The organism is Streptomyces xantholiticus, from assembly GCF_014651015.1.
Classification (GTDB): domain Bacteria; phylum Actinomycetota; class Actinomycetes; order Streptomycetales; family Streptomycetaceae; genus Streptomyces; species Streptomyces xantholiticus.
This window is the reverse complement of record NZ_BMWB01000001.1, coordinates 143,860-161,216: the sequence shown is the minus strand read 5'-3', so window position 1 is coordinate 161,216 and position 17,357 is coordinate 143,860. Positions and strand designations below refer to the sequence as shown.

Annotated in this window: 19 protein-coding genes; 10 read left to right on the top strand and 9 right to left on the bottom strand. The window is 72.0% G+C overall.

Annotation, left to right across the window (positions count from 1 at the left end):
* Nucleotides 1–19: 19 nt before the first annotated feature.
* Entirely contained in the window at nucleotides 20–1,282 is a 1,263-nt protein-coding gene (locus IE198_RS00775) for a cation:proton antiporter (RefSeq protein WP_189881575.1), read from the bottom strand.
* 51 nt (nucleotides 1,283–1,333) lie between these two features.
* Nucleotides 1,334–1,954, bottom strand: coding sequence for a DNA polymerase ligase N-terminal domain-containing protein (locus IE198_RS00770; RefSeq protein WP_189881573.1), 621 nt, complete (start codon nucleotides 1,952–1,954; stop codon nucleotides 1,334–1,336).
* A gap of 173 nt (nucleotides 1,955–2,127) precedes the next feature.
* On the opposite strand from IE198_RS00770, the gene IE198_RS00765 reads away from it, so the two are divergent.
* The gene (locus tag IE198_RS00765) at nucleotides 2,128–2,988 is read left to right on the top strand and encodes an Fpg/Nei family DNA glycosylase (RefSeq protein WP_189881571.1); all 861 of its coding nucleotides are present in this window, start codon (nucleotides 2,128–2,130) and stop codon (nucleotides 2,986–2,988) included.
* Nucleotides 2,989–3,003: 15 nt separating this feature from the next.
* Here IE198_RS00765 and IE198_RS00760 read toward each other — a convergent pair whose 3' ends face one another.
* Nucleotides 3,004–3,672 carry a zf-HC2 domain-containing protein gene (locus tag IE198_RS00760; RefSeq protein ID WP_189881569.1) on the bottom strand — a complete coding sequence of 223 codons (669 nt, stop codon included), beginning with the start codon at nucleotides 3,670–3,672 and terminating at the stop codon, nucleotides 3,004–3,006.
* Nucleotides 3,673–3,830: 158 nt separating this feature from the next.
* On the opposite strand from IE198_RS00760, the gene IE198_RS00755 reads away from it, so the two are divergent.
* The 5 genes from IE198_RS00755 to IE198_RS00735 all read left to right on the top strand — a co-directional run bounded on the left by IE198_RS00755 (nucleotide 3,831) and on the right by IE198_RS00735 (nucleotide 8,526).
* A complete protein-coding gene (locus IE198_RS00755) occupies nucleotides 3,831–4,628 on the top strand; it encodes a LytR/AlgR family response regulator transcription factor (RefSeq protein ID WP_189881567.1) in 798 nt (265 codons plus the stop codon).
* 156 nt (nucleotides 4,629–4,784) lie between these two features.
* A complete protein-coding gene (locus IE198_RS00750) occupies nucleotides 4,785–5,054 on the top strand; it encodes a hypothetical protein (RefSeq protein WP_100110365.1) in 270 nt (89 codons plus the stop codon).
* A 115-nt stretch (nucleotides 5,055–5,169) separates the two neighbouring features.
* Nucleotides 5,170–5,550: a hypothetical protein gene (locus IE198_RS00745; RefSeq protein ID WP_189881565.1), complete on the top strand. Its 381-nt coding sequence runs from the start codon at nucleotides 5,170–5,172 to the stop codon at nucleotides 5,548–5,550.
* 22 nt (nucleotides 5,551–5,572) lie between these two features.
* The gene (locus IE198_RS00740; protein WP_189881563.1) at nucleotides 5,573–7,306 is read left to right on the top strand and encodes a sodium/solute symporter; all 1,734 of its coding nucleotides are present in this window, start codon (nucleotides 5,573–5,575) and stop codon (nucleotides 7,304–7,306) included.
* A complete protein-coding gene (locus IE198_RS00735; protein WP_189881561.1) occupies nucleotides 7,303–8,526 on the top strand; it encodes a sensor histidine kinase in 1,224 nt (407 codons plus the stop codon). Before IE198_RS00740 ends, IE198_RS00735 begins: the two co-directional genes overlap by 4 nt.
* A 24-nt stretch (nucleotides 8,527–8,550) precedes the next feature.
* On the opposite strand, the gene IE198_RS00730 is transcribed toward IE198_RS00735, so the two are convergent.
* From IE198_RS00730 to IE198_RS00720, 3 genes are all read right to left on the bottom strand, one after another.
* Nucleotides 8,551–9,066, bottom strand: coding sequence for a hypothetical protein (locus tag IE198_RS00730; protein WP_189881559.1), 516 nt, complete (start codon nucleotides 9,064–9,066; stop codon nucleotides 8,551–8,553).
* 84 nt (nucleotides 9,067–9,150) lie between these two features.
* Nucleotides 9,151–9,768: a sigma-70 family RNA polymerase sigma factor gene (locus tag IE198_RS00725; protein WP_189881556.1), complete on the bottom strand. Its 618-nt coding sequence runs from the start codon at nucleotides 9,766–9,768 to the stop codon at nucleotides 9,151–9,153.
* A gap of 562 nt (nucleotides 9,769–10,330) precedes the next feature.
* Nucleotides 10,331–10,792, bottom strand: a complete 462-nt coding sequence (locus tag IE198_RS00720; protein WP_189881554.1) for a universal stress protein — start codon at nucleotides 10,790–10,792, stop codon at nucleotides 10,331–10,333.
* A 156-nt stretch (nucleotides 10,793–10,948) separates the two neighbouring features.
* Here IE198_RS00720 and IE198_RS00715 point away from each other — a divergent pair, with 156 nt between their 5' ends.
* Nucleotides 10,949–11,785 carry a polysaccharide deacetylase family protein gene (locus IE198_RS00715; protein ID WP_229833660.1) on the top strand — a complete coding sequence of 279 codons (837 nt, stop codon included), beginning with the start codon at nucleotides 10,949–10,951 and terminating at the stop codon, nucleotides 11,783–11,785.
* A gap of 8 nt (nucleotides 11,786–11,793) precedes the next feature.
* Here the strand turns inward: IE198_RS00715 and IE198_RS00710 are convergent, their stop codons facing one another.
* Entirely contained in the window at nucleotides 11,794–12,441 is a 648-nt protein-coding gene (locus IE198_RS00710; protein WP_189881552.1) for a class F sortase, read from the bottom strand.
* 377 nt (nucleotides 12,442–12,818) lie between these two features.
* On the opposite strand from IE198_RS00710, the gene IE198_RS36500 reads away from it, so the two are divergent.
* Nucleotides 12,819–13,775: a hypothetical protein gene (locus IE198_RS36500; protein WP_189881550.1), complete on the top strand. Its 957-nt coding sequence runs from the start codon at nucleotides 12,819–12,821 to the stop codon at nucleotides 13,773–13,775.
* 151 nt (nucleotides 13,776–13,926) lie between these two features.
* Here the strand turns inward: IE198_RS36500 and IE198_RS00700 are convergent, their stop codons facing one another.
* Nucleotides 13,927–14,439, bottom strand: coding sequence for a hypothetical protein (locus IE198_RS00700; protein WP_189881549.1), 513 nt, complete (start codon nucleotides 14,437–14,439; stop codon nucleotides 13,927–13,929).
* A gap of 169 nt (nucleotides 14,440–14,608) precedes the next feature.
* Complete coding sequence (locus tag IE198_RS00695; protein WP_189881547.1) at nucleotides 14,609–15,145, bottom strand: MarR family winged helix-turn-helix transcriptional regulator; 537 nt, start codon at nucleotides 15,143–15,145, stop codon at nucleotides 14,609–14,611.
* A 50-nt stretch (nucleotides 15,146–15,195) separates the two neighbouring features.
* Here IE198_RS00695 and pip point away from each other — a divergent pair, with 50 nt between their 5' ends.
* Both pip and IE198_RS00685 read left to right on the top strand, forming a co-directional pair.
* Complete coding sequence (gene pip / locus IE198_RS00690; protein ID WP_189881545.1) at nucleotides 15,196–16,158, top strand: prolyl aminopeptidase; 963 nt, start codon at nucleotides 15,196–15,198, stop codon at nucleotides 16,156–16,158.
* A 217-nt stretch (nucleotides 16,159–16,375) separates the two neighbouring features.
* Complete coding sequence (locus tag IE198_RS00685) at nucleotides 16,376–17,347, top strand: SCO0930 family lipoprotein (RefSeq protein ID WP_189881543.1); 972 nt, start codon at nucleotides 16,376–16,378, stop codon at nucleotides 17,345–17,347.
* Nucleotides 17,348–17,357: the final 10 nt, after the last annotated feature.

Sequence of the window (17,357 nt, the reverse complement as noted above, 5' to 3'; positions counted from 1 at the left end):
CGGCCGTCCCGCACCCCCGTCACGGTGGCCGGCCGGTGCTGTCGCGGAGCCGGTCGAGGCGGCTGATCGCCGGGGTGGCCGCGACGCCGTGCAGCATGACGGACGCGAGGACGGTGAAGGCCACGACCGCCCACAGCTCCTCGGCGTACTCGGCGAAGTGGCCCCGGCCGAGGGCGTACGAGAGGTAGAACAGCGAGCCGATGCCGCGGATCCCGAACGCGGCGGCTACCAGCCGCTCGCGGGGGCCGGTCCTGAATCCGAACTGGGCGACCCATCCGGTGAGCGGCCTGATCACGAGGATGAGCAGGACGGCGACCAGGGCGGCCTGCCATGTGAGTGCGGCGAGGCCCCCGGCGGCGAGATACCCGCCGAGCAGGAAGAGCAGAAAGGCGGTCAGCAGCCGCTCGATCTGCTCGGTGAACTCGTGCAGCACCTTGTGATAGCCATGGCTCCGCTCGGCCGCCCGGACGGCGCAGGCGGTGACGAAGACCGCGAGGAAGCCGTAGCCGTGCAGCAGTTCGGCGACGCCGTAGGACAGGAAGGTCGCGCCCAGGGCGACGAAGCCCTCCATGTGCTCGGACAGCCTCAGGGCGGGGGCCCTGGCACGGAAGAACATCCGGCCGAGCAGCATGCCGACCGCCAGACCCGTCAGTACGCCGACGGCGCTCCGTCCGAGCAGGTCGGTCAGCAGCCAGCCGCCGATCCACTCGGCGGACCAGCCGGAAGCGGTCGTGGCAGCGAGGGCGAGCGCGGCGAGGACGAAAGGGAACGCCAGTCCGTCGTTGAGACCGGCCTCGCTGGTGAGAGTGAAGCGCACCTCGTCCTCGTCGTGCTCATCGTCGGTGGGCTCCCCGACCCGTACCTCCGCGGCAAGAACCGGGTCGGTGGGCGTGAGCACCGCGGCCAGCAGCAGGGCGAGGGCAGGGGGCCAGTCCAGCAGGAAGCAGGCAGCCACCGCGACAGCGGCCACCGTGAGGGGCATGGTGACCGCCAGCAGACGCCAGGGGCCCGCCCAGGCGCGTGCACCGAAAGGGCGGTTGATGGCAAGGCCCGCACCCATCAGCGACACGATCACGCAGACCTCGGTGACGTGCTCGACCCACAGCCGGTCCCGTACCGGGTCGACGACCGGCACCGGAAGGGGCAGCGCGGCGAGGACCACGCCCGCCGCGAGGAACACCATGGGCATCGACAAGGGGCGCCGGAAGACCATCCGCGGCACGACCGCGGCCGCCAGCGCGCCGACTCCCAGGGCCGCGTAGACGGCGTCCGAGAACATCATCCGCACCATCCTCGCCCACGGTCTCGGCCGCGGCGCGGTGCGAGCGCCGATTCAGGAACGGTCCGCCGCCGCATCCGCCGCGACCCGTTTGAGGGTGCGGCCGGTGCGCGCCGACCGGGCGCGGCGCGGCTCCGGGGCGTTGTGCGAGGAGGCGTGCCGGTCCTGCTTCTTCACCAGCAGCCAGGTCTCGCGCTCACCGTCCTTGCCGCCGCGGGTACGGGTGAGCGCATAGCCGCCGTGCAGCTTTGAGCCGTCGAGCCAGAACGAGGCGTGTCCCCTCTCCAGTGCCTCGCCGAACGGGACCTCGTTTCCGCGCCGGTCGGTGGCGAGACTGCGGTAGGTGCCCTCGTCCCAGATGATGACGGCTCCGGCCCCGTACTCGCCCGGCGCGATGACCCCTTCGTAGTCCGCGTACTCCATGGGATGGTCCTCGGTCGGCATGGCCAGCCGTTTCGCCCCGGGATCGGCGGACGGCCCCTTGGGGACGGCCCAGCTCTTGAGCACGCCGTCCACCTCCAGGCGGAAGTCGAAGTGCATGGTGCTCGCGTCGTGGATCTGCACCACGAAGGAGCGGGCGTCTGCGTCTCGGGGGCCGCCGCTTCCCGAGGGCTCGCTGGTCCGGTGGAAGTCGCGTTTGCGGCGGTACTCCGCCAGGGCGTCCGGGGCAGGCATGGAGATCTCCTTCGGTGCGGCCCGTGCGGATCGCGGGTACCCGGCTTCCCGTCTCCCAAGCTCCGGGGGTCCCGGGCAGATGGAGCCGCCGTTGCTGTTCGAACCGCACCCGCCGACGGCTGCTTCGAGCGATTCGGCGCGCGACGGCCCGCCTGCTGCGGCAGGGTGGAGGCATGCCGGAACTGCCCGAGGTCGAGGCGCTGCGCGAGTTCCTCGACAGCCATCTGGTGGGCCGCGGCATCGCCCGTGTGCTGCCGGTGGCCATCAGCGTGCTCAAGACGTACGACCCGCCGCTCTCCGCCGTGGAAGGTGCGCAGGTCACCGCCGTGGACCGGCACGGCAAGTGGCTCGACATCAGCGTGGGTGGCCTCCACCTGGTGATCCACCTCGCCCGGGCGGGCTGGCTCCAGTGGAAGGACGAGTTCCCCGCGGCGCCGCCCCGGCCCGGCAAGGGCCCGCTGGCCCTTCGCACGGTTCTTGCCGAGGGCGACGGCTTCGACCTGACCGAGGCCGGCACGACCAAACGCCTCGCCGTGCACCTCGTACGCGATGTGGCCGACGTCCCCGGTGTCGTCAGTCTCGGGCCCGACCCGCTCGCCGACGACTTCGACCGCGCCGCCTTCGCCCGGGTGCTCGCCGGCGAACGGCGCCAGATCAAGGGCGCGCTGCGCGACCAGAGCCTGATCGCCGGCATCGGCAACGCGTACAGCGACGAGATCCTCCACGCGGCGAAGATGTCGCCCTTCAAACCGGTGCAGAACCTGGACGACGCGGAGCGGGACGCACTGTACGACGCCCTGCGTGCGACGCTCGGCGACGCCGTCGAACGCTCCCGCGGCCTGGCGGCGGGCCGGCTCAAGTCGGAGAAGAAGAGCGGACTGCGCATCCACGGCCGCACCGGCGAACCCTGCCCCGTCTGCGGGGACACCGTGCGCGAGGTGTCCTTCAGCGACTCGTCGCTGCAGTACTGCCCCACCTGCCAGACCGGTGGCAAGCCGCTCGCCGACCGCAGGCTCTCCCGCCTGCTCAAGTGACGCCTGGCCGCGGGCTCAGCCGCCGATCGACAGGAGCCGCTCGCCGCTGTCCGAACGGACCTCCCAGCGGCCGATCTCCGCCGTGTGCAGGCCCGTGCTCGCCTCCAGGTCCAGCGGTCCCTGCCGGCCGGACTCCTCCTGGACGCCGTAGCCGCCCTTCGGCACCCACCAGCTGAGCACCGGATGTTCGACCCCGTCCTTGCCGATCGCAACCAGCCGGCAGGTACGCGGACCGGCGAGCCCGGTCAGTCGCATCGCGACCGTCGTGCCCCAGTCGCGGTCCTCCAGCGCCACCGACGCGGTGACACCGGAGACCGGATCCGACGCCACGACCCGCGGCGCGGCGGGCTCCTCGGCGCCCCGAACCGTCACCACGGCGACGGGCAGCGCGACGATCAGCGCGGCAGCCACGGCCACCAGCCGGAAGCGGCGCCTGCGGTCCCGCCGACGCTGCACCACCACGGCGCCGGTCAGACGCTCGAGCAGTTGTGGACCGGGGCGGGCGTCGATCCGGCCGGGTCCGGCCAGCTCGGACAGCGCGGTCGCGACGGGGGTGAAGTCGGACAGCCCCACCGTGCACCCGACGCAACCGGCAAGATGCTCCTCGAATCGATAGGCGTCGGCCGGTTCCAGGATGCCCAGCGCATAGGCGGCCACATCCTGGTGCGGCTGCTGCCGGCTCATGGGCGGTCCTCGTTTCCTCAGGTGTTACGGGCGGTCACCCGGGAATACGCAGCAGGAAGGCGCTCTGCTCAACCCGGGGCCAGACAGGCGCAATCGCAAAGCCGGCCGCCCCCTCAGGGCGTGGCCGCACCGCCCGGAGCCGCCCTAGACTCCGCTGCATGCTGCGCGTACTGGCTGTCGACGACGAGAAACCGGCGCTCGAGGAACTGCTCTACCTCCTGCGTGCCGACTCGCGGATCCACAGCGCGGAGGGCGCAACGGACGCCACGGAGGCGCTGCGCCGCATCGGACGGGCCCTGGAGGCCGGACCCGACGGTGAGGACGCGATCGACGTCGTGTTCCTCGACATCCACATGGCCGGGCTCACCGGACTCGACGTCGCGAGGCTGCTCGCCGGATTCGCCAGGCCGCCGCTGATCGTCTTCGTCACGGCACACGAGGGCTTCGCGGTCCGGGCGTTCGACCTGAAGGCCGTCGACTACGTGCTCAAGCCCGTGCGCAGGGAACGGCTCGCCGAAGCGGTGCGCAGGGTCCGCGACCTGGTCGTCGCGCTGCGCGAACCGCAGCGGGCGGAGCAGCCCGCGCCGGCGCCGGAGACGGTGCCGGCCGGCCCGGGCGGGGGAGCGGAGCAGATACCCGTCGAGCTGGGCGGGGTCACCCGCTTCGTGGCAGTGGACGACATCACCTATGTCGAGGCACAGGGCGACTACGCCCGCCTCCACACCGCCGCGGGCAGTCATCTGGTCCGTATCCCGCTGTCCGCCCTGGAGGAGCGCTGGGCATCGCGCGGGTTCGTCCGCATCCACCGCAGCCACCTGGTGGCCCTGGGCCGCATCGACGAACTGCGGCTGGACGCCGGCGCGACGACCGTACGGGTAGGTGACGCCGAACTCGCGGTCAGCCGACGGCACGCCCGCCAGCTGCGTGACCTGCTGCTGCGGCACGCCAGAGGTTAGACCCTGCCCGGCGGATCAGGCCCGGACCGACCGTTCGGCGATCACCGGCGACCGTTCGCCGCCCGGATCCTGCCGCACGGCGACGCGGCACCGGACCTGGCCACGGCCGAAACCCGCTGCCGCCTAACCTTGACCGGGCCGGGAAGAAAGGGCCTGATGCGCGACATCGACGCACTGCTGGACGAGCTCCGCGGCGTTCCGCCGACCTGCCCGGCCGACGCCCACGACCTCGAAGCGCTCCTCTCCACCGTGCGCAGCGCCGCGGGCCGCTGGGCCGATGTGCTGTACGAGATCCGGCAGTCGGCGCGGGGCATCGCCGGGCCGCGTGCGGAAGCGGCCCTGGAGGTCGCCTTCCGCAGGGCCGAGGAGTCCTACGTCGAGCTGGAGATCGCGCTGCGCGACTGCGTCCGCGACACCGGCCGCTGACCCGTCGCCCCGCGGCGGCCGGGGACGGCTCATCTCGTCTCTACCGTCGGTAATCGCTCCTGCGTAGACTCCACCATCTCCCCGAGTTCGCCGACAGACGCTGGAGCGGACGACGATGTCTGCAGAGCAAGTCCCACGCCGTCAGGTGGTCACCGGTGTGCCGCGCGGCACCCGCCGCCCGCCCGGCCACGCGCCCGCCCGCTCCGAGATCAGCGAGCAGACCACCCTTGGCACCACTTATGTCCGCTCGTTGATGCGCAGTCAGCTGCGGGCAGCCCTGTACGCGCTCGGCACGCTCGCCCTGCTCGTCGGCTCGCTGCCGCTGCTGTTCGCACTGCCCGCCGCCCTCGGCGGCTCGCCCGGGTCGCCGGAGCCGTTCGTCTGGGCCGCGCTCGGTGTGGTCGTCTACCCCGTGATGTGGCTGATCGCCCGCTGGTACGTGCGCCGCGCCGAGCGCAACGAGCGCGATTTCAGCCGGCTCGTCGAGGGCCGCTGACGGGGCCCGCGGGAGAAGCCACGTGAACCAGACCTACGCGGTGACCGCCGTCACCGTCGTGGTGCTCGCCACCGTGCTCGTCGGCGCCCTCGGCCTGCGCATATCCCGCACCACCTCCGACTTCTACGTCGCCTCCCGCACGGTCAAACCCGCCCTCAACGCGGCTGCCATCAGCGGCGAGTACCTTTCCGCCGCGTCCTTCCTGGGCATCGCGGGGCTGGTGCTCCTCCAGGGCCCCGAGATGCTCTGGTACCCGGTCGGCTACACGGCCGGCCATCTGGTCCTGCTGGTGCTCGTCGCCGCCCCGCTGCGCCGCTCGGGGGCGTACACGCTCTCCGACTTCGCGGAGGCACGCCTCGAATCGGCACAGGTGCGCAGGCTCGCGAGCCTCTTCGTCGTCGGCATCGGCTGGCTGTACCTACTGCCGCAGCTGCAGGGCGCGGGCCTGACCCTGCAGATCCTCACCGGCGCGCCGGACTGGCTCGGCAGCGTAGTCGTCGCCGTCGTCGTCACGGGAGCCGTCGCCGCCGGCGGCATGCGCAGCATCACCTTCGTACAGGCCTTCCAGTACTGGCTGAAGCTCACCGCGCTGCTGGTGCCGGCGCTGTTCCTGGTCGTGGCCTGGGCCGGCGACGACGCCCCGCGCGCCCGGTTCGACGCGCCCGCCGTCTTCCACAAGCACACCGCCGTACGCGTCGACGACACCGTCCGGGTCGATTTCGAGGAGCCGCTGACCCTCACCGTCTCCGGCACGGTCGACGGCGATCGGCACAAGGAGCGCCCCGTCGCGCTCGCCGAAGGCACGCACCGCATCGAGGCGGGCACGACGCTGGGCTTTCCCGAGGGGGCCGAGGTCCCCCGGCGGACCGCCGGGGGCACTGATCCGTTCAGCTGGTCGCAGCCGCTGTCCGGCGGCCGGGACGGTTACCGGCTGTACGCGACGTACGGACTGATCCTCGCCACCTTCCTCGGCACCATGGGGCTGCCCCACGTCGCCGTCCGCTTCTACACCAGCCCCAACGGGCGTGCAGCCCGCCGCACCACCCTGGTCGTGCTCGGGCTCATCGGCGCCTTCTATCTGCTCCCGCCCGTCTACGGTGCCCTCGGCCGCATCTACGCACCCGAACTGGCGCTCACCGGCACCGCCGACGCCGCGGTCCTCGTGCTGCCGGAACGCATCGTCGGCGGGCTCGCCGGCGAACTGCTCGGCGCGCTGCTCGCCGGAGGCGCGTTCGCCGCGTTCCTGTCCACCGCCTCCGGGCTCACCATGTCCGTGGCCGGAGTGCTCACCCAGGACGTGCTGCCCTCGCGCGGTGTACGGCACTTCCGCCTCGCGACCCTGCTCGCGATGGCCGCGCCCCTCGCCCTGAGCGTGGTGGCGACGAACATGCCGGTCGCCGACGCGGTCGGCCTCGCCTTCGCCGTCTCCGCCTCCTCCTTCTGCCCGCTGCTGATCCTCGGCATCTGGTGGCGTGGCCTCACCCCGCCCGGCGCGACGGCCGGTCTCGTCGTCGGGGGCGGCGCCGCGCTGACCGCGGTGATGGCCACCCGCGCCGGGCTGGCTCCGGAGGGCTGGGCGCACACGCTGATGGCCTGGCCTGCCGTCTGGTCGGTGCCGCTCGGGTTCGGGACCATGATCGGTGTGTCGCTGGCCACCCCGCGCCGCATACCCGTCGGCGCCGCGGCCACCCTGGCCAGGCTGCATCTGCCGGAAGGCCTGGTGGGCCGGCCACAGCGGGAAGGAGCACCACGATGACCGGGACCGGGGTGGCTGCGCTCGCCGCAGCAGGGATCCTGCTGCTGGCCCTCGGTACGGCGATCGGCCGGCTGACGGCCGGCCGCGGCGGAGACCGGCCGGACCTCGACCTCGGAACGCCCGTCGAACGGGCCACCTTCCACACCCTGCACACCGCCTCCCTCGCCGCGCCGCCGCTGCGGGCGGGGCTCACGGAGGACACCGCCCGCAAGGCCACCCGGCGGCTGCGCCCGCTGCTCGGGACAGAGGCCCTCTGCCTCACCGACCGCGACGCGGTGCTCGCCTGGGACGGCCCCGGCGCCGACCGCCACCGGCAGCAGGTGATGGCGCTGGTGGCCGAGGTGCTCGACTCGGGGCGCAGCCGGAGCGTCCACGCCGAGTGCGACGAGCTGGAGTGCCCGTTGCGCTGGGTCGTCATCGCGCCGCTGACCGGGGAGGAGGGGGTGCTGGGCGCGCTGGTCGCCTACGGTTCCCGGGAGTCGGCCGTCCTTGTGCGGGCGGCCAGTGAGGTGGCTCGCTGGGTCTCCGTACAGCTGGAACTGGCCGAGCTGGACCGGTCCCGCACCCGCCTGATAGAGGCGGAGATCCGCGCCCTGAGGGCCCAGATCTCCCCGCACTTCATCTTCAACTCGCTGGCCGCGATCGCGTCCTTCGTCCGCACCGACCCCGAGCGGGCCCGCGAACTGCTGCTCGAGTTCGCCGACTTCACGCGCTACTCGTTCCGGCGGCACGGCGAGTTCACCCAACTCGCCGACGAACTGCGCTCCATCGAGCAGTATCTGGCGCTCGCCGGTGCCCGCTTCGGCGACCGGCTCAAGGTCACGCTCCAGGTCGCCCCGGAGGTCCTGCCGGTCACCCTGCCGTTCCTGTGCCTCCAGCCACTTGTCGAGAACGCCGTCAAGCACGGGCTCGAGGACTCCAGGAACGAGTGCCGCGTCACGATCGCCGCCCAGGACGCGGGCGCGGAGGCGATGGTGACCATAGAGGACGACGGCGTGGGCATGGACCCGGACGTGCTGCGCGGCATCCTCGCCGGGGAGCGGACGACCTCGTCGGGCATCGGCCTGAGCAACGTCGACGAGCGGCTGCGGCAGGTGTACGGGGACGACTACGGCCTGGTCATCGAGACCGCAGTCGGCGCCGGGATGAAGATCACCGTCCGTATCCCCAAGTACCGTGCGGGCGTCCACTCCTCGGCCGCCTCCCGCACCCTGACCTGATGCCCGCCCGCCGCAGCGGCCGGTTCACCACAGGTGGATCGCCAGGTGCCCGAGGGGCAGTCCGAGCTCCCAGGCCGGCATCCACACCCGCGCCGCCTCGTTCGGTGGGGAGTCCGCGGGACGGGAGGGGTGCCACGGCTCGAGGCCCCGGAGGTCGGTGGCGAGGAGTTGGGTGCCCTGCAGCAGACGCCAGGCGGCCGCGGCGAGCGCCAGATCGGGGTCCTCGCGGCCGTGCCGCTCCCGTTCTGCACGGGCCGCGAGCCGTTCCCGCACCCACTCGGGCCAGGGGTGCCCGTACGCGGTGACGGCCAGCCAGTCGTCGACGCGGGCCAGCGGTGCCGTGCCGGCGAGCGGATCGGCGCCGGCGCACAGATGGATGGTGAGGGCGAGCGTCTGCCGACCGGCCCGGAACTCGAGCGAGTCGGGTGCGACCAGGGCCGCTGTGCGCAGCATCTCGTCCGCGGTGTATTCGGCGCACAGCCACGCCATGGGGACGGCGAGCCCGCCTCCGCTGGTGCCGTTCGTACTTCCGGGCCGCACGTTGCCCCACCCTCTTCCGTACGACTGGGTTCGCTCTCGATGACGAGCCTCCACCGACACACACGCAGGGGAGGGCGTCTTTGCTCAACTTGCGCGTGACGTTTCGCATACGGTCGCCCGACGACCGCGGCCGGTGGGGGAGGCAGCCACCACCGTGGCTGGCGGGACGGAGGTGGCGGTGCGCCTGCTGTACCCGGGCAGACAGCGGGCAAGAGCGCGCAGCGCGTAGTGGGAACGCGACTTGACGGTGCCCGGCGGAATGCCGAGGGCCTGCGCGGCCTCGTTGACGCTCAGCCCGTGGAAGTAGATCTGGACGAGCACGGCACGGTGTTCGGGGCTCAGAGAGCCGACCGCGGCCCGTACGTCGAGAGCGGCGACCGCGCTCTCGGTGACGTCGGCCGGGTCCGGGGTGGTGGCCAGCACGCCGTCTCCGATCTCGGGGGGGCGGGCCATCCGGGAGCGCCGGGCGTCGATGGCGAGACGGCGTCCCACGGTGAACAGCCAGGGGCGCATGGACTCGTACGGGGCGGCGAAGGCCTCGGGGTGCTGCCAGGCCCGTACCAGCGTCTCCTGCAGCAGGTCCTCGGCGCGCTGCTGGTCCCCGTAGGTCAGCCCCAGCAGAAAACTCAGCAGTGCGGGGCCGTGCTCGCGCTGCAGTTCCGCCATGGCCTGCTCGTCGGTCGTCGCGGTCGCCGTCGCCATCGTCTGCACCCTTCTCCGCGGAGTCCGCTGCCACGTGGCGTATAGGAACCCATCCCCGGCGCCCAGCGACAGACAGCGGGACGCGGTCTGTCGGCGAACGGTGGCACCCGAGCGGCGAGTGGTGCGGTGAGCGGTCGACCGGGCCGCCGGAGCCAGTGGAACGTGCGGGTCCGTTGCAGCGACCGTGTCGGTCGCGTCGCTCGAGCCGGCCGTTCCTCCCCTGCGGATTCGGTTCGTCCGCAAATCACGTTGATCATCCAACGGGAGCTGGTCGGCGATGCGGCCCTCGCGACCCGGACCACGCGGCGGCCGCCTGTGCCGTCCCGCTCGCAGGAGCCGCGGGCCGTGCCGGACACGACCCCGGCCACCCGACCGCGCGCCGCACCGGCTCGGCGAGCCCCGGCAGCCCGTGCCGACTCCAAGCCTCGCGGCTTCACCCTCTCCGGCGGGGACTCACTCCCGCACGACCCGATCATCCACCGGGGCCGCCGCCGGCGCCGCCTCATCCGTGGCCGCGGCGCGAGACAAGCTCACCATGGGGCGCTGACGACGATCGCGGTGCTCAGGGCACCACGGTCACCGGCCACCGCCCCGCCTTCACCAGCCGGACGGCGACCGACCCGACGAACCGGTGCCCGGCCGACTCGGAGGCTCCCACCACCACCGCGTCCGCCCGCAGCTCGTCCGCCGCCGTCACCAGCCCGGTGTACGGGTCGCCGCGGAACGTGTGGAACTCCCAGCGCACGTCCCAGATGCCCCGCACCCGCTCGGCCGCCGCCCGGGTCTCCGCGACCAGCGCCTCGGCGATCTCTCCGGTCGTGTCGGCCACCGGTATGCCCAGGGCGGCGCCCGCCGGTATCAGCGGCTGTACGTAGACGATCGCGAGCAGCGCGTTCTGCCGCCGGGCCAGACCGCTCGCGTACGCGGCCGCGCGCAGCGACGAGTCGGAGCCGTCGAGGCCGACGACGATCACCTTCGGGCCGTCGGTGCCCCGTTCGAACCGGTGGGACGGTTGCTCGGTCACACAATCGAGGTTATCGACTCCCGGCGAACCGCCCGCCGGGCCCCACCTCGGCAGGAGCCGTACGGACCCCCCGGGTGCTGCTCCCATCGGGTGGATTCACTCGTGCCGCAGGTGTTGATCAACCGGTGGCGGCGGCGGGCGTGCGAGCAGTTGGTCATGAATAAGGATCAGATGCCTCTCGGTCGCCGCTCGGTGTTCCGCATCGCCGCATGCCTCGGTGCCGCCGTGGTCGGAGGCCTGTTCGTCAGAGAGCAGGCCGAGACTCCGGGACGGCCCGCCGTCGAGGGGGAGGCCGGAGGCCCGCAGGCCGCCGCCCCTCCGCCGAAGGCCACCACCTACCGGCTGCAGCCCATGGCGGCGTATGCGGAGCCGGCCCTGCGGCGTGCCCGGCCGCCCGTGCGCAAGCGGCCCTTCCTCGAGATCCCGGGCATGGGCCGCACCATGGTGCTCACCTTCGACGACGGCCCCGACCCCCGCTACACCCCGGACATCCTCGCCATCCTGCGCGAGCACGGGGTACGCGCGATGTTCTTCGTCTGCGGTGAGATGGCGACCCACAACCGCGACCTGCTGCGCGAGATGGCCGACGACGGCCATGTGGTCGGCAACCACACCTGGTCGCACCCGCTGGTTCCGAAGCTGCCGCCGTCCGGCATTCGCGACCAGCTGGGCCGCACCAGCGAGGTGATCGAGAAGTCCCTGGGCGAGGCACCCCTGTGGTACCGCGCCCCCTACGGCGCCTGGAACAGGCACTCGTTCGAGATCGGCGCGGAACTCGGCATGGAGCCGCTCGGATGGACGCTCGACACCCTCGACTGGACACGGCCGGGCACTTCGGCCATCGTCCGGCGGGTCATGCGGGGCGCCGCGCCCGGGGTGGTCGTGCTCTCGCACGACGCGGGCGGCAACCGGTCGCAGAGCGTGGCGGCGCTGCGCAGCTATCTGCCGAAACTGCTCGACGACGGTTACTGGATCACGGTGCCGCGCCGCTGAGGTCCGCCTCAGACCACCTTGACCATACGGGCGAAGACGACGACGTTGCCGTCGTAGCCGTCCGCCTTGGAGTAGCCGCCGCCACAGGTGATCACCCGCAGCTCCGGCTGGCCCGTGTCGGCGTACACCCGCACGCCGGGGAAGTCGTGCTTGGAGAAGACCTCGACCCCGTACACCTCGAAGACGGCGACACGGCCGTCGAAGCGTGGCACCTCGATGTGGTGGCCCGTCCTGACCGAGCCGAGGCCGTAGAAGACGGCGGGTCCCGCCTGGTTGTCGACGTGCCCCACGATGACGGCCGTGCCGCGCTGACCGGGGGAGATGCCGTTCTGGTACCAGCCGGCCAGATTGGGGTCCTGCGCAGGCGGCGCCGCCACCCAGCCGTCCTGGTCCAGGCCGACGTTCACGATCGGGGCGTCGACCTCGAGGGCGGGGATGCGCACCCGCTCCGGCGCGGCGTACGGCAGCGGCTCGAGCGGCACGGGAAGGAACGTCTCGCCCGCCCTGGCCTGCGACGCGGCGGCCGCCGGCTGAGGCGGCCCGAGGCCCACGTCCACACCGTTCTTGACGAGAGCGATGCCGGTGAGCATCGCAAGAGCCAGTACGCCCCAGGGCGAGCGCCTCCTCGACTCCCAGCCGTACCTGTCCTGGCCCATGGTTCTCCCTTCGCGCGCTTGTCGGCACGCTAAGCGGGGTGGGGCACTCCGGCGAGCAGGGAAGCGCGAACGGGTGGCTGGGGCCAGTCGGGGTGCCCCATCCGAGTATGCGGGCGGATAAAAGTCCTGATGCTCTGTGACCTGCGGCTCCGTCAGGTCACGCAGAGCTTCACCGGCGTGTCGGCTCACCGGGGTGGACCAAGGCCGAAATGCGATGAAAGCACCAGCCAGTGATTGTTCGTCATGGAAGACGTACTCGTCGAATATCCCGGAGCGCCGCTTTGGGGCGTCTTCCTTCTGGAGGTTCAACGATGCGTGCCTCACGCGCTCTAGCAGCGACGGTGACCGCTTGCGCGGCCGTCGGACTGTGCGCTCCCATGGCTGCCGCCGGTGGCGGCGGCCCGAGGAACGTTCAGGTCAGCCCGTCCGCGGTACACCCGGGCGGCATCCTGACCATCACCGTCGACGGCTGCCGCCGTGGCGGCGTGGTCAGCTCCAACGCGTTCCCGGACGCCACCCTCTCCCCCGCCGACAGGGGCTCCGGAGGAAGCCCGGGGGAGCGGGGGGACCGTGACTTCGGCGGCAACGGCGGCAACGGCTTCGATGGCAGGGGGGGTAACGGCGGCGACGGGGGTGGCAACGGCAGGGGTGGCGACGGGGGTGGCAACGGCAACGGCTTCGATGGCAGGGGGGGTAACGGTGGCGACGGGGGTGGCAACGGCAGGGGTGGCGACGGGGGTGGCAACGGCAACGGTGGAGACGGCTTCGATGGCAGGGGCGGTAACGGTGGCGACGGGGGTGGCAACGGCAGGGGTGGCAACGGCTTCGAGGGCGGGGGCGACGGCAGGGGTGGTAACGGTGGCGACGGGGGCGGCAACGGCAGAGGTGGTAACGGTGGCGACGGCAGGGGCGGTAACGGTGGCGACGGCAGGGGTGGCAACGGCTTCGAGGGCGGGGGCGACGGCAGGGGCGGCAACGGCTTCGAGGGCGGGGGCGACGGCAGGGGCGGCAACGGCGGCGACGGCAGGGGCGGTAACGGTGGGGACGGGGTCGGCGGCAACGGCAGGGGCGGCGAGATGGTCGCCACGGCCCGGGTCCGCAACAACGCGACTCCCGGCAACTACAGCCTGACGGTCAGGTGCAACGACAATGGGCAGACCGCCACGGCTTCGTTCCGGGTCCTGTCCGGCCGCGGCGCACAGGGCGGACTCGGCGGCTCGATCGGCCCGAGCAAGGCCGAAATGGCGATCGGTGCGGGTCTGGTCGCCACGGCGGCGGTGGGCGGCAGCCTGTTCATCGTCCGCCGCCGTCGCACGGTCGGTGGTCCGGCCTGACCCGTTGAACCTCCGGTCCGGCCGCAACCGCTCATCGCCCCGGGTCCTGATCAGGACCCGGGGCGACGAGCGGTCGGCGCCTGGTGCCGAGGTGGGGAGGGTCGGGCCGAGCGCCCACGCGGACGACGGGTGAGCCGGGTGGCTGCGGCCATCAGTGCTGACGGTTCGTCGACCGCCTGCGCACGACGAGCACCGTCGCGGTGACCGCGGACGCGATCAGAGCGCCGCCGATGGCGATCTCCGCGGCGTTCATGCCCTCGAAACTGCCGCCCTCGCCGCCGCGCACGCCCGCGGGCGGGGCGGTCCTCGTGGAGCCGGCGGTGGGGGTGGAACCGCCGGAGACGGTGAGGTCGAGTGTGCCGGTCCGTCCGACACAGTTGAAGTTCACCGTGTACACAGCGCCCGGCCTGGCGTCCCAGTCGACGACGGCTGTCGCGGCGCCGTTGCGGGGGACGGTGACGGTGTCGAACACGGCGGAGGTGACGGTGGTGCTGCTGGGGCAGCCGCCCGCGGTGAGGGTGACGCGGCCGCCCGCCGCGACGGTGGAGGGTGTGACGTTGAAGTCGTACGGCGTGTTGTTGACGGCCATGGCCGTGGGGGCCGCCGTCACTGCGAGTGCGGCCGCTCCCAGCAGAGCGGCGGATGCGGCACGTATCGCGCGCATGGTGGTCCTCCGGTCCCGAGGGGCAGTCGCGGAACGATTTCCGCAGGGGTCGGGAAATGCACCTCGATCACCGAAACGCTAAAAGGGGTGTTTGTCCCCCGCGATCGGTGTAGGGCAAACGGGTCATTCTGCTGAGCCGTGCAGGGGGAACCATGTGCGTGTCGGCGTTTCAGCGCCCGTTTCGGGTGGGAAGAGGTGCCGCGTCCAGGATGCGCTCGTGCATGGGCCGCCGCCGCAGGGCTTCCAGCGCTTCGCCGATGAGCTCGCTCAGCGGGAACGACAGTTCGCCCTCGAAGGCGGCGGCAGCCGCGGCCGTCGCCCGCCACTCGGCGTCCAGGGCGGGCAGCAGGGACTCGGCCCTCGCGGTGAGCGACGCGATGCGCCGGCGCCCGTCGCTGCCGGGGCCGACGGTGACCAGGCCCTCCCTGGCCAGCTGGGCGACGGTCTGGCTCGCCGCCGAGTGGGTCACAGCGGTTGCCGCGGCCAGCTCCTGGATCGAACTCGGGCCTTCGGCGGCGAGCGTGCGCAGGGCAGGGACGTAGCGGGGACGCACGCCTTCGAGGCCCAGGTGGTCATGGACGGCTGCGACGCCGTCGTCGAGCAGGGTCAGCAGGAGGCGCAGACGGGTGCCGAGCAACTCGGGGCCGGGAGACGGGGCGTGGGTGGAGGGGCCTTGGGCGGAGGGGCCTTGGGCGGGGGAGGGCATACGGATAATGTAACAGCGCTGTTGTAATTTTGGATCGAGGGGACGTCTCCATGGCCGAGCTGTATCCGCCCATCGAGCCGTACGAGCAGGGGATGCTCGACGTGGGGAACGGGAACCTCGTCCACTGGGAGGTGTGCGGCAACCCGCGGGGCAAGCCCGCGCTCGTCGTGCACGGCGGGCCGGGATCGGGCTGCAATCCCCGTATGCGCCGTTACTTCGACCCCGATGCCTACCGGATCGTGCTGTTCGACCAGCGCGGCTGCGGGCACAGCACACCGCACGCCTCCGACCCGGCCGCCGACATGCGGCACAACACCACCGGCCATCTGCTCGCGGACATGGAGCAGTTGCGCGAGCACCTCGGGATCGGACGCTGGCTCCTGTACGGAGGGTCGTGGGGCTCGACGCTGCTGCTGGCCTACGCCGAGCGCCATCCGCTGCGGGTGTCCGAGATCGTCGTCGACGGCGTCACGACGACCCGGCGGCGGGAGATCGACTGGCTGTACCGAGGTATCGGCCGCTTCTTCCCCCAGCAGTGGGACCGCTTCAGGGCCGGCGTGCCCGAGGCCGGGCGCGGAGGCGACCTGGTGGCCGCTTACGCGCGGCTGATGGAGAGCGACGACCGGGCGGTGCGGGAGCAGGCGGCCGACGACTGGTGCCGCTGGGAGGACGCCGTACTGTCCCTGGAGCCGAATGGCGGTCCCGACCCCTACAGCGGGCGGCCCTCGGACGCGCGGATCGCACTGGTGCGGATCGCGACCCACTACTTCGCGCACGGAGCATGGCTGGAGGAAGGGGCGTTGCTGCGTGACGCGCGGCACCTGAAAGGAATTGCCGGAGTGCTCTTCCACGGCCGTCTTGATCTGAGTTCGCCGTTGGAGACGGCCTGGGAACTGAGCCGTGGCTGGACGTGTGCGGAACTGGTGATCGTGGACGACTCCGGGCACAAGGGGAGTGCCACGATGCGGAGTCAGGTCATCGGCGCTCTGGAACGATTCCGGTACACCGAGTGACTGACACGTCCGATGAGGCAGTTGAGTTTCGGCCAATTCTCCGGCGGCTCCGCTTGAGGGGAATGCTCCTGTTGGAAGCGGGATTTCGACCGTTCGCGGTCGCGACCCCAAAGTTTTTTTCAATGCGGTTGAACGCGTGCCGCCCTCCCGTCCGTACCTAGGACCATGAACGGCGCTCCGGGCGCCGGACCGGTCTGAATGAACTACGGGAGTGGACATGAACACCTGGCGGAACGCCTCGCTCGCGGTGACTGCGGCGGCCGTACTCGCGCTGACGACGGCGTGCGGTCAGGAGAAGGGCACCGAAACCCCGAACGGTCAGGCGGTCGGTGCCGCCAACCCCGCCGCTCAGCCCGGGAACGGATACGGCTCCGACGCCGGCTACGGCTCGGACACGGGCGGCGGGGCGGCCGCCGCCTCGCCGGCCGGACAACTCGCGGTCTGGGAGAGCGAGGAACTGGGCAAGGTCGTCGCCGACAGCAAGGGCCTCACCCTCTACCGGTTCGACAAGGACACCGCCAATCCGCCCAAGTCGAATTGCGAAGGCGACTGCGCCAAGACCTGGCCCGTCGTGGCGGCCGGCGGCGCGTCCGCCGCCCCCGGCGTCGACCCGTCCCTGATCGGCGAGGTCACCAGGGCGGACGGCACCAAGCAGCTCACCATCGACGGCTGGCCGATGTACCGCTACGCCAAGGACACCAAGGCGGGCGACGTGAAGGGCCAGGGCATCGGCGGCACGTGGTACGCGGCCGCTCCCGACGGCAAGAAGGCCGCACCGGGTGCGGACGCCGGGGCCGGCGGCGACGAGGGCACCGAGCCCGCCGATCTCGCGGGGCTTTCCGTACGCAACGACCCCAAGCTCGGCGAGATCGTGGTCGACAAGAACGGCATGACGGTCTACCGGTTCATGAAGGACTCCGCCTGGCCCATGAAGACGGCCTGCACCGGCGAGTGCCTCGAGAAGTGGCCGGTCGTGGCGCCCGTCGACAAGAACGACACCGAAGGAATCCTCAAGAAGGGCTTCGTCACCTTCGACCGCCCCGACGGGATCGTGCAGCAGACCATCGACTGCTGGCCCATCTACACCTTCAAGGGCGACGCCAAGCCGGGCGACACCAACGGCCAGGGCGTCGGTGGCACCTGGTACGCCGTCTCGCCCGAGGGCAAGCCGGTCGGAGCGCCCAAGTAGTCCCCACGCT

Excerpts from the sequence above, each read along its gene's own strand:
- IE198_RS00775 (WP_189881575.1), bottom strand. The coding sequence starts at position 1,282 with ATGATGTTCTCGGACGCCGTCTACGCGGCCCTGGGAGTCGGCGCGCTG.
- IE198_RS00770 (WP_189881573.1), bottom strand. The coding sequence starts at position 1,954 with ATGCCTGCCCCGGACGCCCTGGCGGAGTACCGCCGCAAACGCGACTTC.
- IE198_RS00765 (WP_189881571.1), top strand. The coding sequence starts at position 2,128 with ATGCCGGAACTGCCCGAGGTCGAGGCGCTGCGCGAGTTCCTCGACAGC.
- IE198_RS00760 (WP_189881569.1), bottom strand. The coding sequence starts at position 3,672 with ATGAGCCGGCAGCAGCCGCACCAGGATGTGGCCGCCTATGCGCTGGGC.
- IE198_RS00755 (WP_189881567.1), top strand. The coding sequence starts at position 3,831 with ATGCTGCGCGTACTGGCTGTCGACGACGAGAAACCGGCGCTCGAGGAA.
- IE198_RS00750 (WP_100110365.1), top strand. The coding sequence starts at position 4,785 with ATGCGCGACATCGACGCACTGCTGGACGAGCTCCGCGGCGTTCCGCCG.
- IE198_RS00745 (WP_189881565.1), top strand. The coding sequence starts at position 5,170 with ATGTCTGCAGAGCAAGTCCCACGCCGTCAGGTGGTCACCGGTGTGCCG.
- IE198_RS00735 (WP_189881561.1), top strand. The coding sequence starts at position 7,303 with ATGACCGGGACCGGGGTGGCTGCGCTCGCCGCAGCAGGGATCCTGCTG.
- IE198_RS00725 (WP_189881556.1), bottom strand. The coding sequence starts at position 9,768 with ATGGCGACGGCGACCGCGACGACCGACGAGCAGGCCATGGCGGAACTG.
- IE198_RS00715 (WP_229833660.1), top strand. The coding sequence starts at position 10,949 with ATGAATAAGGATCAGATGCCTCTCGGTCGCCGCTCGGTGTTCCGCATC.
- IE198_RS00710 (WP_189881552.1), bottom strand. The coding sequence starts at position 12,441 with ATGGGCCAGGACAGGTACGGCTGGGAGTCGAGGAGGCGCTCGCCCTGG.
- IE198_RS36500 (WP_189881550.1), top strand. The coding sequence starts at position 12,819 with ATGGCTGCCGCCGGTGGCGGCGGCCCGAGGAACGTTCAGGTCAGCCCG.
- IE198_RS00700 (WP_189881549.1), bottom strand. The coding sequence starts at position 14,439 with ATGCGCGCGATACGTGCCGCATCCGCCGCTCTGCTGGGAGCGGCCGCA.
- IE198_RS00695 (WP_189881547.1), bottom strand. The coding sequence starts at position 15,145 with ATGCCCTCCCCCGCCCAAGGCCCCTCCGCCCAAGGCCCCTCCACCCAC.
- pip (WP_189881545.1), top strand. The coding sequence starts at position 15,196 with ATGGCCGAGCTGTATCCGCCCATCGAGCCGTACGAGCAGGGGATGCTC.
- IE198_RS00685 (WP_189881543.1), top strand. The coding sequence starts at position 16,376 with ATGAACACCTGGCGGAACGCCTCGCTCGCGGTGACTGCGGCGGCCGTA.